This window comes from Mycobacterium sp. E1747, assembly GCF_001667775.1.
Taxonomy (GTDB): Bacteria; Actinomycetota; Actinomycetes; order Mycobacteriales; family Mycobacteriaceae; genus Mycobacterium.
In genome coordinates, this window is the sequence record NZ_LZJI01000221.1 from 1 (window position 1) to 14413 (window position 14413).

The 14413-nt window shown below is 66.2% G+C and carries 16 protein-coding genes and 1 tRNA gene; 5 read left to right on the forward strand and 12 right to left on the reverse strand.

Translation table 11 applies throughout. The features are described 5' to 3' along the window. Window positions 1–317: 317 nt before the first annotated feature. Window positions 318–512 (reverse strand): long chain fatty acid-CoA synthetase Faa4p, encoded by a 195-nt coding sequence (locus A5695_RS23550; protein WP_068088130.1) that lies wholly within the window; start codon window positions 510–512, stop codon window positions 318–320. Window positions 513–1035: 523 nt separating this feature from the next. After that, on the reverse strand, window positions 1036–1533 hold the full coding sequence (locus A5695_RS23555; RefSeq protein WP_068088099.1) for a MarR family winged helix-turn-helix transcriptional regulator: 498 nt from the start codon (window positions 1531–1533) through the stop codon (window positions 1036–1038). A gap of 135 nt (window positions 1534–1668) precedes the next feature. Between A5695_RS23555 and A5695_RS23560 the strand changes: the two genes are divergently transcribed. Next, window positions 1669–2103 carry an alcohol dehydrogenase catalytic domain-containing protein gene (locus tag A5695_RS23560; RefSeq protein WP_082946264.1) on the forward strand — a complete coding sequence of 145 codons (435 nt, stop codon included), beginning with the start codon at window positions 1669–1671 and terminating at the stop codon, window positions 2101–2103. Between the two features lie 74 nt (window positions 2104–2177). On the opposite strand, the gene A5695_RS23565 is transcribed toward A5695_RS23560, so the two are convergent. Genes A5695_RS23565 through A5695_RS23575 form a run of 3 tightly spaced genes read right to left on the reverse strand, consistent with a single transcriptional unit; the run spans window position 2178 to window position 4534 of the window. Continuing rightward, on the reverse strand, window positions 2178–3380 hold the full coding sequence (locus tag A5695_RS23565; RefSeq protein WP_068088101.1) for an NAD(P)/FAD-dependent oxidoreductase: 1203 nt from the start codon (window positions 3378–3380) through the stop codon (window positions 2178–2180). Window positions 3381–3383: 3 nt separating this feature from the next. After that, a complete protein-coding gene (locus A5695_RS23570) occupies window positions 3384–3572 on the reverse strand; it encodes a ferredoxin (RefSeq protein ID WP_068088105.1) in 189 nt (62 codons plus the stop codon). Further along, on the reverse strand, window positions 3569–4534 hold the full coding sequence (locus A5695_RS23575) for a metal-dependent hydrolase (protein WP_068088107.1): 966 nt from the start codon (window positions 4532–4534) through the stop codon (window positions 3569–3571). Before A5695_RS23575 ends, A5695_RS23570 begins: the two co-directional genes overlap by 4 nt. A 299-nt stretch (window positions 4535–4833) precedes the next feature. Between A5695_RS23575 and A5695_RS23580 the strand changes: the two genes are divergently transcribed. Beyond that, complete coding sequence (locus A5695_RS23580) at window positions 4834–5628, forward strand: DUF1906 domain-containing protein (protein WP_068088110.1); 795 nt, start codon at window positions 4834–4836, stop codon at window positions 5626–5628. A 45-nt stretch (window positions 5629–5673) separates the two neighbouring features. Here A5695_RS23580 and A5695_RS23585 read toward each other — a convergent pair whose 3' ends face one another. Then, on the reverse strand, window positions 5674–6573 hold the full coding sequence (locus A5695_RS23585) for a TIGR03619 family F420-dependent LLM class oxidoreductase (RefSeq protein ID WP_068088111.1): 900 nt from the start codon (window positions 6571–6573) through the stop codon (window positions 5674–5676). Window positions 6574–6640: 67 nt separating this feature from the next. Beyond that, window positions 6641–7264 (reverse strand): NADPH-dependent F420 reductase, encoded by a 624-nt coding sequence (locus tag A5695_RS23590; RefSeq protein ID WP_068088113.1) that lies wholly within the window; start codon window positions 7262–7264, stop codon window positions 6641–6643. Window positions 7265–7361: 97 nt separating this feature from the next. On the opposite strand from A5695_RS23590, the gene A5695_RS23595 reads away from it, so the two are divergent. Beyond that, window positions 7362–7844: a MarR family winged helix-turn-helix transcriptional regulator gene (locus A5695_RS23595; RefSeq protein WP_068088115.1), complete on the forward strand. Its 483-nt coding sequence runs from the start codon at window positions 7362–7364 to the stop codon at window positions 7842–7844. A 220-nt stretch (window positions 7845–8064) separates the two neighbouring features. On the opposite strand, the gene A5695_RS23600 is transcribed toward A5695_RS23595, so the two are convergent. Both A5695_RS23600 and A5695_RS23605 read right to left on the reverse strand, forming a co-directional pair. Continuing rightward, window positions 8065–9369, reverse strand: a complete 1305-nt coding sequence (locus A5695_RS23600; protein WP_068088116.1) for an amidohydrolase family protein — start codon at window positions 9367–9369, stop codon at window positions 8065–8067. A 34-nt stretch (window positions 9370–9403) separates the two neighbouring features. Beyond that, window positions 9404–9958 carry a pyridoxamine 5'-phosphate oxidase family protein gene (locus A5695_RS23605; protein ID WP_068088118.1) on the reverse strand — a complete coding sequence of 185 codons (555 nt, stop codon included), beginning with the start codon at window positions 9956–9958 and terminating at the stop codon, window positions 9404–9406. Between the two features lie 219 nt (window positions 9959–10177). Between A5695_RS23605 and A5695_RS23610 the strand changes: the two genes are divergently transcribed. Then, window positions 10178–10837: a TetR/AcrR family transcriptional regulator gene (locus tag A5695_RS23610; RefSeq protein WP_231974956.1), complete on the forward strand. Its 660-nt coding sequence runs from the start codon at window positions 10178–10180 to the stop codon at window positions 10835–10837. A 39-nt stretch (window positions 10838–10876) separates the two neighbouring features. Here the strand turns inward: A5695_RS23610 and A5695_RS23615 are convergent. The 3 genes from A5695_RS23615 to pgm form a co-directional block, all read right to left on the reverse strand. Further along, window positions 10877–10949, reverse strand: a tRNA-Ala gene (locus A5695_RS23615). 53 nt (window positions 10950–11002) lie between these two features. Next, window positions 11003–12172, reverse strand: a complete 1170-nt coding sequence (locus A5695_RS23620; RefSeq protein ID WP_068088135.1) for an MFS transporter — start codon at window positions 12170–12172, stop codon at window positions 11003–11005. A gap of 92 nt (window positions 12173–12264) precedes the next feature. Next, window positions 12265–13902, reverse strand: a complete 1638-nt coding sequence (gene pgm, locus A5695_RS23625; RefSeq protein WP_068088123.1) for a phosphoglucomutase (alpha-D-glucose-1,6-bisphosphate-dependent) — start codon at window positions 13900–13902, stop codon at window positions 12265–12267. Window positions 13903–14006: 104 nt separating this feature from the next. Between pgm and crcB the strand changes: the two genes are divergently transcribed. Then, complete coding sequence (gene crcB, locus A5695_RS23630; RefSeq protein WP_068088127.1) at window positions 14007–14402, forward strand: fluoride efflux transporter CrcB; 396 nt, start codon at window positions 14007–14009, stop codon at window positions 14400–14402. Window positions 14403–14413 lie beyond the last annotated feature (11 nt).

The following is a 14413-nucleotide window of genomic DNA, read 5'->3' on the forward strand; positions in this document are numbered from 1 at the left end:
CATCATGACGATGCTGGCGGCCATCGCGGCCCTCGCGATGGCAATGGGTGTCGGCTACTACCTCGGCCGGCGCGCGGAATCGACGCCACCAAGCTGGAGGAGGCGCACGAGCCGGGTCGCCCTGGGGCGCCTCGCCATCAGTCTGCTCGTCTTGCTCACCGCGCGCCGGCCGAGGTAGTAGCCGACACCCATTGCCATCGCGAGGGCCGCGATGGCCGCCAGCATCGTCATGATGATGAGCGTTTCGCGTCATCGTCGCGCCGAGGTCACGCGCGGGACACACCTTGGCCACTTACGCGGGACCGGACGCGTGCGAGTTAGCCGTTCTCGCTTGCGACGTAGACGGCGACGTATCCGATGGGGATGCCCGTCCAGGTGGCGATGCATTCGCGTGCGGCCAGCTCCACCGTGTTCCGGCGGACGGCGCGGGTGACCCTGCCGATCTCGGGAACACGGATCATCCATCCGTCGCCGTCGCGAGCGATCTCGATGTCGAAGCACTGGCCGACCATGGGGCATTTCACACGAGGCACGACCCGCGACGAGCGGGTGCTGCGCAGCGATTGTCGTCGCAGCAGGGTGGGCTGAATGGGCATGGCTGCTTTCGGAGAGTCGCAATCAGAACCGCGGGCAAGAGTAATGCGCATTCAGACGAAAACCTAATCGGCGAGTCAACTGGCACCCACCTGATGCGCACTTTCCACCAACTCGTCGCCTGGACTTAATGATTGTGTTGATGCGACCGGTCCGCCGCCCGCTTTCGCTGCGAGTCTCGTGTCCGCGTTGGTCATCGGCTGCCTTGCCGCCCCGTCTGCGCACGCGGATGCCGGTTGCGGGCCGGGCTCCTACGTCGCTCACGCCGAACCGGGCGATTACCGAGCGGGCTGTGCCTTCAGCACATTGACCAGTGCGGGGAGACTGATCAACTCCGACAGCGGGATTCACACGACACTTGTCACGCGAATCTCTCGGCGCCCGCGGTGGCGAAGTTCATCACGCACGGCTGCACGCCGTGGACAAAGGTGGGTTGACACCTCATCGCGGTGCCGCAGAGCGGCGGGTGCGGGAGGCGGCCGAGCGCGCCGGCCGGGCCCGCATGTGATCGCGGGCGCGACTCATGATGTCGCCGAGCTCCCGCACGTCCTCGCCGGAGAGCGCATCGAAGAGCAGGTCGCGGACAACGTCGACGTGGCCTGGCAGCACTTTGGCAAGCCGCGCGTGACCTGCTTCTGTGATCCGAGCGACGGTGGCGCGCTGGTCGTCGACGCTGGCTTCGCGGGCGATGAGGCCCCCCTGCTCGAGCAGACCCGCCTGATGGGTGAGGCCACTGCGGCTGTAGACGACCCCATCGGCCAGCTCGGTCATGGTCAACCCGCGCTGGGCATCGGCAAGTTTCGCCAGGATCTCGAACTGCACGTAGCTGAGGTCGCCCTCGGCCCGTAGCTGTCGCTGCACGGCGTACTGCAGCAGGCTGACCGCCTCCATCAGGGCGAAGTAGGCGTGCATCTGTTGAGGCTTGAGGGCTTGTGCCATGCCTCGATCGTAATGCTTCGAAGTCGAAGCAATGTGGCGATCGTCACCCGGAGTTGCGGCATCGCTTCGATGTTGAAGCAAGTTATGCGAGGGGAGCTGCTTCGAGATCGAAGCACCTAGGAGAGGGAAAAGACCATGAAGGCTGTGCAATACCACCGTTACGGCGGCAGTGACGTTCTGCAGTACGACGAGGTTCGGCGACCGGCGCCCGGCCCCGGCGACATCCTGGTGCGGGTGGCCGCGACCTCCTTCAACCCCGTCGACGCAGGCATCGGGGGCGGCTACCTGGCCGGGGTGTATGCGATCTCCTTTCCCCACACTCCAGGTGTCGACGTCGCCGGAACCATCGCCGAGCTCGGCGCCGGGGTGACGGGCTGGAACGTCGGCGACGCCGTCATCGGGATGCTGCCGCTGGACGCCCCCGGCGCCGCCGCGGAGTACGCGATTGCCCCGGCCGCGGTGCTGACCGCCGCGCCGAAGTCGGCGCCGCTGGCCGATGCCGCCGCCATCCACGATGACTCCGACGCCAATCGTCTACCCGGCAAGACGATTCTGATTCCTGGGCAATGAATTTCGGCCACCGCCGCCGTCCCGCCGGCCACCGAACCGGCGGGGCAGCGTCGTCTGACCCCGGGGGACAGTCGTTATCCCGGTGGGCTCGGCGGAAACTCGGCTCGCTTCTCGACGGCTTCGCGGTAGGCATACACCCGGCCCGGGATCGTCCCGAGCGCAGCGATGGTGTGACCGCCGCGCCCGTATGCTGCGACGAACTCCCACGAGCCCGGATCGCCTTCGACGATCTCGACCGAGTCGTAATCTCTTGGCACGCCAAGCATCTGCAGCTTGATGGCGTATTGATCGGACCAGAAGTACGGCACCCCGCCGTCGGGCTCCGCGCCCTGCGGCCCCGCCAGCAGCGCACGTGCGGCGGCCGCACCCTGACGGCCCGCGTCGTCCCAGTGCTCGGTACGCAGGTGCCGCTCGTACAGCGGGTGCCACCAGCGCGCGACGTCACCGGCCGCAACAACCGGGGCGTCCGCGGTGCTGCCCTCCGCGACACCGCATGCGTCGCAGACCACGCCGTCGTCGACTCGCAATCCGGAGCCGTCCAGCCAGTCAGTCGCCGGCGAGACTCCGAGGCCGACGATGACGAGGTCGGCCGGAACCCGCGAGCCGTCGGTGAGCCGAACACCTTCCACCCGGCCGTTGCCCACGAATCCGTCGACGCCCACGCCCACCCGCAGGTCCACGCCATGTTGACGATGTAGGTCGGCCCAGCGTGACGCCAGCTCCTTACCCAATGCGGAAAGCAGTGGGCTGTCGGCTTTTTCGATCAGCACTACGTCCAGTCCGATCGACCGGCAACTCGCGGCGACCTCGGCGCCGATGAACCCGCCGCCGACGACGACGACCCGCGGACGCGAAGCCAGCCGGTCCCGGATGGCCAGACAGTCCTCGACCGTGCGCAGCAGCAGGACTCCGTCCGGAACCGGGCCGCCTGGCCATTGGCGCGGCACCGCGCCGCTGGCAATCACCAGTCCGTCGAACGGCAGGGACAGCTCCTGGCCGTCGTCACGCACATGGACGGTGCGCGAGGGCATGTCCAGGTTGAGAGCCGATGCGCCACGCAAGACGCGCGCATCCATGTCGAATTGCGGCGCCAGGTCTACACCGGCCCGGTGCACCTTGCCGGTGAGCAACTTCTTCGACAGCGGCGGGCGATGGTAAGGGGCGTGCCGCTCGGCGCCGACGATGGTCAGGGCGCCGTCATAGCCCTCCTGCCGCAGCGTCTCCGCCGCTCGCGTGCCCGCCACGCCGGCACCGACGACCACGACGTTCTTTAGCATCGCTCAGTCCTTCACCGTGATCGCCTGCGTCGGGCAGGACACCTGGGCGCCGATCAGCTGCTGACGCAGCTCCTCCGGCGCGTCTTCCTGCAACACGTGCAGACCGTCCTCGCGCACGTCGAACACCTCATGGCAGATGCTCATGCACACGCCGTTGCCATCGCAGGTATCGAGATCTACCGAAACCTTCATCGCGCCTTCGCCTTTCGTGCTCCGTTGCCGGACGTGTCGATCCCTCGAGTTTGGTCCGGCGACTTCCCTTGGGACCGCGCCCGCTCCCGGGCGGCCTTCGCCACCGGCGAATAGGCCAGGTAGTCGATCGCCATCTGCGTGTTCGCCTCGTCGTTGGGGTGATGGCTGGGCCGCAGGTATCGGACGGGCGTCGTCACCATGAGCTTCCACGGGCCCGGCAAACGGTACTCGCGGGCGGCCCAGAGCCAGTCCCGCCAGCGCCACTTGCGATTGATCGTCGGGTCCTGGGCCATCAGGTAACGGGCTCCCGCCACCCACCAACCGATGAACAACGGCGAGACGAACAGCATCGAGAACGCCCTGATCAAGTAGCTCCCGGAAACGTGCTGGTAGACGTCGAACACCAGCGAGCGGTGTTCGACCTCCTCGGCGCCGTGCCAACGCAGCAGGTCAAGCATCATGGGGTCGGCCTTCGCGTAGTCCAGACCGCGGTTCGTCAGCACCCATTGGCCCAACATCGCGGTGTAATGTTCCAGCGCGGCCACATCGGCCAGCCGCCGATACAGCCACCACCGCTTCATGGGCGCCGGAAACCACTTGGGCGCGTCGCCCAGCGTCATCGACAACAGCCTCCCGAGCCGATCGGTGTACGGCTTGGTGACGACGCCCTGCTCGGCGAGGTGGTCGAGCACCACTTGGTGCGCCCAGGCATGCCAGGACTCCTGCTGGATGAAGGGCTTGATCGCCGCCTCCAGTTCCGGGTCATCGACCAACGACGACGCCTCGAGGACGGCCTTGATGAAGTGGCGCTCACCCTCCGGCAATAGCAGGTGCAAGACGTTGATCATGTGCGTGGAGAACGGATCGTTGGGCACCCAGTGCAGCGGCGTCTCGGACCAGTCGAACCGGACCATTCGGCGATACATCGGGTGCCCCTCATGGTGAAGTTGGACCTCGGGCATCAGAAGCTCCCTCCCGCCGACCGGCCATGCGGGCATCGATTCTTTGCGAACAACCGTTCACTCGGCCGCGTACCCACGCCTGTCGGGGAATATGCGCACCGGCGGTACGAGGTTTCCCAGAGTTGGCTTCCGGGTCGCGGATGTCTGCCACCGGCCCGTTGTCGGCGCTGATAGACCGGGGTCGCTCGGCACCGGCGCTTTCCGGCATTGACTCGACACGGTCAACGGCAGGAACCGATTTGATATCGACTGCTACGCGCCACTTATGTCGACAAAAGTCACAAATTTAACATCACGCGATGCAGGATTCGTCGGCGAATGTGCTGCCGTCGCGCCCCATTCCCCGGCGCGATTTGTTGCGCTACGCCATTCCGCTAGCTGTTCTACCGGGGTTGTATACGGCCTCGACAAGTATCGCGGCGGCTGCCGCCCCTCCCCGACTGATCGACTTCGCCATGCGCCAAATCCCGGCGGACCACATTCGAGCCGCCGGCTACTCCGGCGTCATCAACTACGTTTCGCTCTCGCGTCCCGGCTCGTCCATGGGCGCCAAGCCGATCACGCGGTCTTACGCCGAGCAGCTGACCGCTGCCGGGCTGATGATCGTCAGCAACTACCAATTCGGTAAGCCGGGCGGGACGGCACCGTCGGACTTCAGGCGCGGATTCGAGGGCGGCGTGGCCGATGCGCGCACCGCCTGGGACCTGCATACCGCGGCGGGCGGTGGTCAGAGCGCCCCGATCTTCTTCAGCATCGATGAAGACATCAATCACGACACCTGGAACAATTTGGCGCTCAAGTGGTTTCGTGGAATCAATTCGGTGCTTGGAGTGCAGCGCACCGGCATCTACGGCGGTATCGATGTGTGCCAGTGGGCGGCCGCCGACGGCGTCATCGGTTATTCGCGCACCCCGGGCCACCGGTGGGCCTGGCAAACCAAGGCCTGGTCCCACGGCCAGGTCGACCCTGCCGCGGTTCTCTACCAACGCGTGGTGAGTACGTCGGCGAATCCAGGCCCGGTAGTCGGGGGGCAACAAGTCGACGTCAACGACGTCCTCGCCGCGGATTGCGGCCAGTGGAACCTACATCGTTGAGCCCGGTGTCGCGCCTGATCCGCCCGTGATCACAGCTACCTTGCGTCAAGCTTTCCGACGATCACGCCATCGCGCGAGTACCTCGCCGGCGAAGTCCAGCATCTGCTCGAGGGTCGCAAACAGTGCGAAGGCGTCCACGATCGCCTCATCAGCACCGGACTCGGCGAGGCGCTGGAGCTTGTCGACGACGGAGTCAACTGACGTACCCGGTTCGAGGTTGAGCCGCATGGCCGTCTTCAGGGCGTCCGGATCGCGGCCGGCGTCCTTCGCCGCCCGGCGCGCAATCGACCACAGGTGGTCGGTGACCTCGGCCTGCAGCCCCTCGACTCCGAGCCAGCCGGTGCCGCTGCGGCCGACCCGGCGCATGGCGGCCTCGCTGGCACCCCCGATCCAGATGGGCGGACCGCCGGCCTGGGCCGGGCGCAGGTCGGCATGGACCGGGGGCAGGGAGAAGAACTCGCTCTCCCAAGACACCGGGGTGGTCGTCCACCACTCGCGCAGGAACGCCAGCAGGTCATCGAGCATCCGCCCCCGCCGGCTCCAGTCCGCACCGCGGGCGATGTCGTGTTCGTCCTTCATCCACCCGAGTCCCACGCCCACGTCCAGGCGGCCGTCACTGAGCACGTCGAGCGTGGTCAGCAGCCTGGCCAGGTGCACCGGCTCGTAATAGAACGTGCTGAGCGTGCTGGCGTTCAAGCGCATCCGGCTGGTCGCCGTCGCAGCGACCGTCCACAGCAGCACCGGATCGAGGTACCGGGTCATCTGCGGCGGGTACGGCTGCTCCTTACCCGGATAGGTGCTGTGCATGTCGACCGGCGTGACCAGGCGATCGCCGACCCACAGCGTGTCGTAGCCAAGGTCCTCGAGCCCGCGGCAGAATGCGCTCAGACCAGCAGCGCTGCTGATAGCGGGCCCGACGATGGGAAGTGCGAAGCCGAGCTTCATCGCGAATCCTTTCGATGATTCATCAACCATTATTCGGCGCAGGTCGCCCCTGGTCGCGCCGCGCCGCTCAGGCGGCAGGGCTCACGCCGAGGGCAAAGTTGAAGTTGCCCACCCCGTGGCGGGCAAGGCCCATCACGACGAGACCCGTTGCTTCCAGCCAGTGCGCCATGTTCAAACCCCCGACATCGAGCGGGCGCAGCTCGAGGCTTTCGATGAACTCCGACACCGCCGCCTTGGCCCGGGCGTCGTCGCCGGCGATGAAGACGTCGAGCGGCCGACCTTTGTCCAGGACCACACCGAAGATGGTGTTGAACGCCTTCACCACGCTGGCGCTGGCCGGCGCGACCTTGGCGACTTCTTGCGCGATCGAGGTGTCCTCGGGAATCGCGAGCCCGTCGGCCGCGGAATTGAAGGGGTTGCTGATGTCGACGATGACCTTGCCCGCGAGGGCGTCACCGTACTGGGCAACCACCGGAACGACGTTGGCGTACAACAGCGCCACGATCACGATGTCCCCGGCCGGGACGGCGCCGAACTCCCCTGTCGTGGCGCCGCCGCCGAGCGCCTCGGCCAGGTCGGCGGCCTTGGACCGGTCGCGGCCGATGACCTCGACCGTGTTCCCGCCCGCTGCCGCCAACGCGCCGATGGCCCGGGCCATGTTCCCGGTCCCGATGATGCTGATGCTGCTCATGAGGTGTCCTGTCCTGAAATCGTGCCAAAAGGTTGACTAGTCCACCTTATGGGGATTTAGATGATTCGTCAACCAATCGCCGGTAGCATGGGGGCTAATGGAACCGAAGTGGCTGAACCCTCGTGAAGACCGCGCCTGGCGGGCCTTCCAGCACGCGCATCACCAGCTCGACGTGCACCTGAACCGGCGCCTGCAGAAATCGGGGCTGTCCGGGGCCGACTACGAGATCCTGGCGGTGCTCTCCAGCCACGACGGGGACCGCATGCCCGCCCGCGACCTGTGCAACACACTGGGCTGGGAGAAGAGCCGTGTCTCCCATCAGGTGCGACGCATGCAACAGGACGGGCTGATCTGTCGCGAGCCCAACCCCGACGACGCCCGCAGCACCATTGTCTGCCTGCTGCCGGCCGGCCGCACCGCCATCGAGAAGGCGGCGCCCGGCCACGTCGAGGACGTCCGACGGAACTTCATCGACCTGCTCACCCCGGCCGAACTCGACATGCTCGCCGCCCTCCACGAACGAGTCCTGCGGCACTTGGCCAAAGACGAAGACCCTGTCACCGAAGGCGAGCCCCAATAGCGGCTTGTGGATCATGGCGAACGCCGGGCAGCGTAGGCGGCGGTGAATCTCCCGCTAGCCAAGATCGGCGCCAAAGTCGGCGTTGATCACGGTGCGGCGCCGGCTGCTGCGGACAGCGCGAGGATGCGGGATACCCACGGCCTAGAACGCTAGGACTCCACCGTCTGGCGGGCGACGGTTAGGGATGGGAACGCATCATGCAGTTCGGCGATCGGTCGATTCATTGATGGAGTAGCCGTTCGCCCGACTCGACGAGTTTCAGCTTCACCTCGTCCAGATCTACTCCGAGAAGCGAATGCTTGCGTTTGCGCCATTGGCCGGCGATCATTACCGCGTCGATATTGGCGACATTCGCGTGCAACGCGACGGCGATCGGGTCATGCGCGGGCAATAGGTTCAGTGCGCAGGCATCGATGGCTACGAGGTCTGCTTGCATTCCAGGTGCAATCCGGCCGATCCGATCGGCCAGTCCGAGTGCTCGGGCGCCTTCGATGGTCGCCCAGGACAATGCCTGCTTGCTTGTAATCGTGGGCGTGGGTGACATCATGCCGCTCGCTTGCCGAGCCTGCTCGTGGTCGAGGCCGCGCTGGAATGCGAGCGCCATCCGCGCCGCGGTGAGGATGTCGGCTGCTACGGCGGTTTCGGTGTCGGTGCCTAGTGAGGGGGCCGCGCCGACTCGAAGCAGCGGGCCAGTGATTGGTACGCCGTGGCCATGGCCGAGCTCGTTCTCCGGCGTCGTTGTGAACGTGACGTCGGCGTCAGTCAGCGTCTTGATCCAAGTGTCGCCAAGGCCGGCGCCGTGGACGATGTTGGTGTGCGGCCCGAACAGCTGGGCGTGACGCAACGCGTCCCACCCCGCAGCGGCCAACCCACCGCTCTGGTGCATCGACACAACGAGGCCGCGTTCCTCCGCGGCGCGGAAATCCGCCATGGCGACCTCGGGTGTCGTGTACTGCGGGCCACCGATCGCCATCCCGACCCGGAATAGTCCGTACCGGCGGCGGGCCGGTCCGTCCAGCAGCCGGTCGATCTCGGCCAGTGGGTGGGCGACATCGGGCGAACGACTTGGCGTGCCGTGCAGGAAGACCGCCCGAATGCCGGATAACTGCAGCGCCTCAACGGCAGCGTCAGTGTGCTCTGGGGTTGGAGCATTGTGGCACCAATCACCCAGAGTTGTTGTGCCGCAATTTATTTGGTTGAGCGCACCGACGAGAGTCCCGATACCGACGTCATCGGGGGTGTAGCGCGCGGCGGCCTCACCGTGCATACGTTTGAGGTATTCGAGCAATGTCCAGTCAGCGCCAACGAACCGTAACGCGGTTTGCCACGTGTGCAGATGCGCGTTCACGAGGCCGGGTATGACAATGCGGCCGGCGAGGTCGACGATTTCGGCGTCGTCGGCGACGAGGTGGTTTCCAATTTGAGCGATGTAGTCGTCCTCGACGAGGATGTCGACCCACTCCGCGTCGGGGCGGTTCGGCGCCATGGTGATCACTTGCGCGTCGCGCAGCAGTGTTCGCTTCAACGGATCGCCCTTACAACTCGGCCGACTATGACTCTTACGCCGGGTCCGGGGCGTCCCATGGCACGACGCCGGATGTCCAATGCGTGACGCGCTCTTCTTGGTCGTTGCGGTGCAGGTGGCGCGGTGGTTGACCGAATGTCGAGTAGGGCCGACAGCGCACAACGACTCGGTTCTCCTTGGCGGCCATCTCCTCGACGTATGGGCGGGCTTCTTCGCCCAGTGGCTGGCCCGACATGCGTCCGGCGACTGCCATCATCACATCAACGACGAGGCCGGGGTCACGCTCGATTGTCGCGTCGGCGTAGACCTGCAGGTAGGCGAAGGGCCAACGCTCGTCGAGCACGCAAATGCTTACTTTTCCATCGCGTTCGACGATGCGGGCCTTGCCGCGTCCTGCCATCGTCGAGACGAGCAGTTCATCGTCGTCGGTCGGTATGTAGTACACGATCGACATTCCCGGACCGTCGTGTCGACGGCGATAACCGAAGACGCATGTGCGGTGGGTGCGCACGAATTCACGCCGCTCCGACGGGAGCATGTCTCGGTCCGTGGGAGCTACATAGGGTTCGGTTGCGAGCGGAAGCAACATCGCCGAATCTCCTTGTTCAGGTGTGGTTGAAAGCCGCCCGGTGAGTGGTGTAGGGCTACGGCGGCGAGCCGATGATCGCCACTTGCCGGGCTCTCGATAATGGATACAGTGTTGCCGATATTGCCACCGGAAGTCAAGACCCGCCATACTGGCTGCGTGACGACCACACAGCGCGAGGGCACGGCGACGCCGGCTCGACGCTCTCCCGGCCGTCCCCCGATTCCCCTCGATCGGATCGTCGATACGGCGCTACAAATCGTTGACGAAGAGGGCGCCGACGCGTTGTCCATGCGGACGTTGGCCCAGCGACTCAACTCCGGGACCGCCACGCTGTATCGACACTTCGCCAACCGGTCAGACTTGGTGGCTCAGGTAATCGACCGCATGTTCCGTGAAGTCGAATACAACGCCGATGACTTCAACGCCAAGCCCTGGCAAGAAGCATGCAAGTCATTCGCGCGCAACGCATTTGACGCCTTGCGGCGGCACCCCAACGTAGCGCCGTTACTCATCGAGCGAATACCGATCGGACCAAATGCAATGGCTGGCCGAGAAAAAATCATCGCTCTTCTGTTGGACAGCGGCTTTGAGCCAGAACTCGCCGCGCGGTCGTATGCGACTGTGGCCCGCCACGTTTTGGGTTTCGCCATCCAACTGAGCGCACCTACCACCGCCGGTCAAACCGACGACGCCATCGCATCGAATCAGTTCCATGGCGTAAACCCGGCCGAATTTCCCGCCACCGTCCGCGTCGCCGACCACATGCCAGTCCCACTGGAGGTCGAGTTCGAGTTCGGACTCGAGCTGATCATCAATGGGCTAGCCCAGCTGCATCCACGCGGCAACCGCCGACGCAAGGACAGAGCGCGCTCTGATTGACACCAGGGTCCGAGTAAGGACACCTGAGGTATCCAAAAGTGGAGCTAAGGGGACTCGAACCCCTGACCCCCACACTGCCAGTGTGGTGCGCTACCAGCTGCGCCATAGCCCCAAGTCGTGCCAATCGAAGCTACACCAACCGCCACCCCGGTTCAAAGTTGCTGTTCAGGCCGCCTCGCCGTCGGCTTCGGGCTCCGCCAGACCGTGCTCCGGGTGGATCAGCGTCCGCGTTTCCGGCGCCAGCACCCAGCCGAAAGCGGCGATCAGCAGAACGATCCCGCTGATGCCGAAGCCCCAGCCGAAGCCCAGCTTCTCGGCGGCCCAGCCGACGGTGACGGATCCGACGATGGCACCCAGGTCGGACAGCATCTGGACCGCCGCCACCGGAATGCCCGCGCGCGCCTCGCTGCCGAGGATGTCGGCCACCGCGGCCTGCATCGGTGACATGAAGATGCCGGTCGTCGCACCGGATATGGCCGCGGCGATCATGAACGCCGGCAATGACGACGCGACCCCCAGTGCGACGGTAGCCACGCCGGACGTCGCCAGGCCGACGATCAACAACGTGCGCCGCCCCATCCGGTCGGACAGGTAACCGCTGGGAACGACGGCGACGGCGTTCCCGGCCGCGAAGGCCGCCAACGCCGCTCCGATAACGCCGACGCTCTCCCCCATGACGTCGGCGAGGAACAGCGGCACCAGCGCGACCCGCAGACCAAACGCCGCCCAGCCGGTCGCGAAACTGGACAGCAACGCCGACCAATACGCGCCGAACCGCAGCGCCTGCCGCATCGTCACCGTCGACCGTGTCGGTGACGGGGGCGCGGCCAGTTCGGAGTTGCGCAGGCCGTAGAACAACACCACCGCCACACCGAGCAGGGCGACGCCGTAGACGATGAACGGCGCGGTCAGCCCCCACCGCGCCGTCAGGCCGCCGATCGCCGGCCCCGCGACGGCGCCCACCATGAACGACGTGGTGAACATCCCCGCGATCCGCCCGCGGGCGTCGGGTGGGCTGATATGGATCATCAGTCCCAGCGCCGAGACGTAGAACATCGTCGAGCCGATCCCACTGACGGCCCGGAAAAGCAGCAGCTGCCAATACGTTTGCGAATACGCGCATGCGATCGTGGATAGCGCGACGATCAGCAAACCACCGATGTAAATCCGCCGCTCGCCCAGCCGCTGCACCAGCACGCCACTGACCGGCGCGAAACACAGCCGGCTCAACGAAAAGACGGTGACCAAGAAAGTCACCGCTTTTATGCTCACCCCGAAGGTATGGGCAAAGGCGGGCATCGCCGGCGAAACCACCCCATAGCCCAGCGCGACCATGACATTCGCCCAGCTGAGGATCCAAACTTCGCGGGGCAGCCTGCCGGCACGGGTGCCGCGTCCCCCCGAGCGGGTGATGCGGAGGGAAATGGTCACCCAATGACTTTATTGACCACCTCGCGCGCGGCTTCTTGCACCTCCGCCAAATGCTCGGGGCCATTGAAGGATTCCGCGTAGATCTTGTAGACGTCCTCGGTGCCCGACGGTCGCGCGGCAAACCATGCGTTGGCGGTCGTCACCTTCAATCCGCCCAGCGAGGCGCCGTTGCCGGGCGCGGCGGTGAGTTTCGCTGTGATCGGCTCGCCGGCCACCTCGGTCGCCGTCACCTGCTCGGGAGAAAGCTTGGCCAGGCGGGCTTTCTGGTCACGATCGGCTGGCGCGTCGACCCGCGCGTAGAACGGCGTGCCGTACTCCGCGGTCAGCTCCCGATAGCGCTGCGACGGGCTCAGACCGGTGACGGCCAGGATCTCCGAGGCCAGCAGCGCCAGGATGATGCCGTCCTTGTCGGTCGTCCACACCGACCCGTCGCGCCGCAGGAACGACGCCCCCGCGGACTCCTCGCCGCCGAACCCGATGGTGCCGCCGATCAGGCCGTCGACGAACCACTTGAACCCGACCGGCACCTCGACGAGCTTGCGGCCGATGCCGGCGACCACCCGGTCGATGATCGACGAACTGACCGCGGTCTTGCCGACGGCGATGCCGTCCGGCCACGACGGTCGGTGCGTGTAGAGGTAATCGATGGCCACCGCCAGGTAGTGGTTGGGGTTGAGCAGCCCGCCGTCGGGCGTGACGATGCCGTGCCGGTCGGAGTCCGCGTCGTTGCCGGTGGCGATCTGGTAGCGGTCGCAGGTGGCGATTAACGAAATGAGCCCCGCCATCGCGTCCGGCGAGCTGCAGTCCATCCGGATCTTGCCGTCGTGGTCCAGCGTCATGAACCGCCAGGTCGCGTCGACCAGCGGGTTGACAACGGTCAGCTCCAACCCATGCCGCTGCGCGATCTCGCCCCAGTAGTCGACGCTCGCCCCGCCCAGCGGGTCGGCCCCGATCCGCACCCCGGCCGCCCGGATCGCATCGATGTCGACCACGTGGGGCAGGTCGTCGACATAGTTGCCCAGATAGTCGTGCCGCTGCACGGATTGCAGCGCGCGCGCGAACGGCACCCGTTTCACCCCCGCGCCGTCGCGGAGAATCTCGTTGGCGCGCTTCGCGATTGCGTTCGTCGCATCGGTATCCGCCGGGCCGCCATTGGGCGGGTTGTATTTGAAGCCGCCATCCGACGGCGGGTTGTGCGACGGCGTCACGACGATGCCGTCGGCCAGCCCGTCGGTGCGGCCGCGGTTGTAGTTGAGGATCGCGTGGCTGACCGCCGGTGTCGGCGTGTAGCGGTCGGCACCGTCGACGACGGCCACTACCTCATTGGCGGCCAACACCTCCAGCGCCGACACCCACGCCGGCTCGGAAAGGCCATGCGTGTCACGGCCGATGAACAACGGCCCCGTGGTGCCGTGTGCCGCGCGGTACTCGACGATGGCTTGGGTGATCGCCACGATGTGGGCCTCGTTGAACGCCCCGCCCAGCGCCGAGCCGCGATGGCCGGACGTGCCGAACACCACCTGCTGAGCGACGTCGTCGGGATCGGGCTGAACCGAGTAGTAGGCCGTCACCAGGTGAGGCAGATCGACAAGGTCTTCGGGCTGGGCCGGCTGACCGGCGCGGGGGTGGGCCATGGTTACCAATTCTGCCTGCGACACACGCCGCTGACTTGTCAGGTACTTTTCTGACGTCCCGGATTAACCCACCCGTAAGTCCCGCACAGGGGAAGGGATCACGCGTGGCACACGACTATCGCGAGCTGGCCGCGGTCTTCGCCGGCGGGGCGCTGGGCTCGCTGGCCCGCGCCGGCTTGGGCACGCTCACCGCCGGCGACCCGTCGAAGTGGCCGTGGCCGACGTTCGTGGTGAACATCGTCGGCGCCTTCCTGGTCGGTTACTTCACCACCCGGCTACTCGAACGCTTGCCGTTGTCGAGTTATCGGCGGCCCCTGCTGGGCACCGGCTTGTGCGGTGGGCTCACCACCTTCTCGACGATGCAGGTGGAGACGCTCAGGATGGTCGAACACGGCCACTGGGCGCTGGCGGTCGGCTACACCGCGACCAGCATCGCGTTGGGACTGCTCGCCGTACACCTTGCCACCAAATTGGTGCGCCGGGACCGGGTGCGCGGATGACGGCCGGCGCG

Bases quoted from the DNA above. Each gene is read 5' to 3' on its own strand.
- A5695_RS23550 (WP_068088130.1), bottom strand. From the start codon at position 512: ATGGTCGGCCAGTGCTTCGACATCGAGATCGCTCGCGACGGCGACGGA.
- A5695_RS23555 (WP_068088099.1), bottom strand. From the start codon at position 1,533: ATGGCACAAGCCCTCAAGCCTCAACAGATGCACGCCTACTTCGCCCTG.
- A5695_RS23560 (WP_082946264.1), top strand. From the start codon at position 1,669: ATGAAGGCTGTGCAATACCACCGTTACGGCGGCAGTGACGTTCTGCAG.
- A5695_RS23565 (WP_068088101.1), bottom strand. From the start codon at position 3,380: ATGCTAAAGAACGTCGTGGTCGTCGGTGCCGGCGTGGCGGGCACGCGA.
- A5695_RS23570 (WP_068088105.1), bottom strand. From the start codon at position 3,572: ATGAAGGTTTCGGTAGATCTCGATACCTGCGATGGCAACGGCGTGTGC.
- A5695_RS23575 (WP_068088107.1), bottom strand. From the start codon at position 4,534: ATGCCCGAGGTCCAACTTCACCATGAGGGGCACCCGATGTATCGCCGA.
- A5695_RS23580 (WP_068088110.1), top strand. From the start codon at position 4,834: ATGCAGGATTCGTCGGCGAATGTGCTGCCGTCGCGCCCCATTCCCCGG.
- A5695_RS23585 (WP_068088111.1), bottom strand. From the start codon at position 6,573: ATGAAGCTCGGCTTCGCACTTCCCATCGTCGGGCCCGCTATCAGCAGC.
- A5695_RS23590 (WP_068088113.1), bottom strand. From the start codon at position 7,264: ATGAGCAGCATCAGCATCATCGGGACCGGGAACATGGCCCGGGCCATC.
- A5695_RS23595 (WP_068088115.1), top strand. From the start codon at position 7,362: ATGGAACCGAAGTGGCTGAACCCTCGTGAAGACCGCGCCTGGCGGGCC.
- A5695_RS23605 (WP_068088118.1), bottom strand. From the start codon at position 9,958: ATGTTGCTTCCGCTCGCAACCGAACCCTATGTAGCTCCCACGGACCGA.
- A5695_RS23620 (WP_068088135.1), bottom strand. From the start codon at position 12,172: ATGGTCGCGCTGGGCTATGGGGTGGTTTCGCCGGCGATGCCCGCCTTT.
- pgm (WP_068088123.1), bottom strand. From the start codon at position 13,902: ATGGCCCACCCCCGCGCCGGTCAGCCGGCCCAGCCCGAAGACCTTGTC.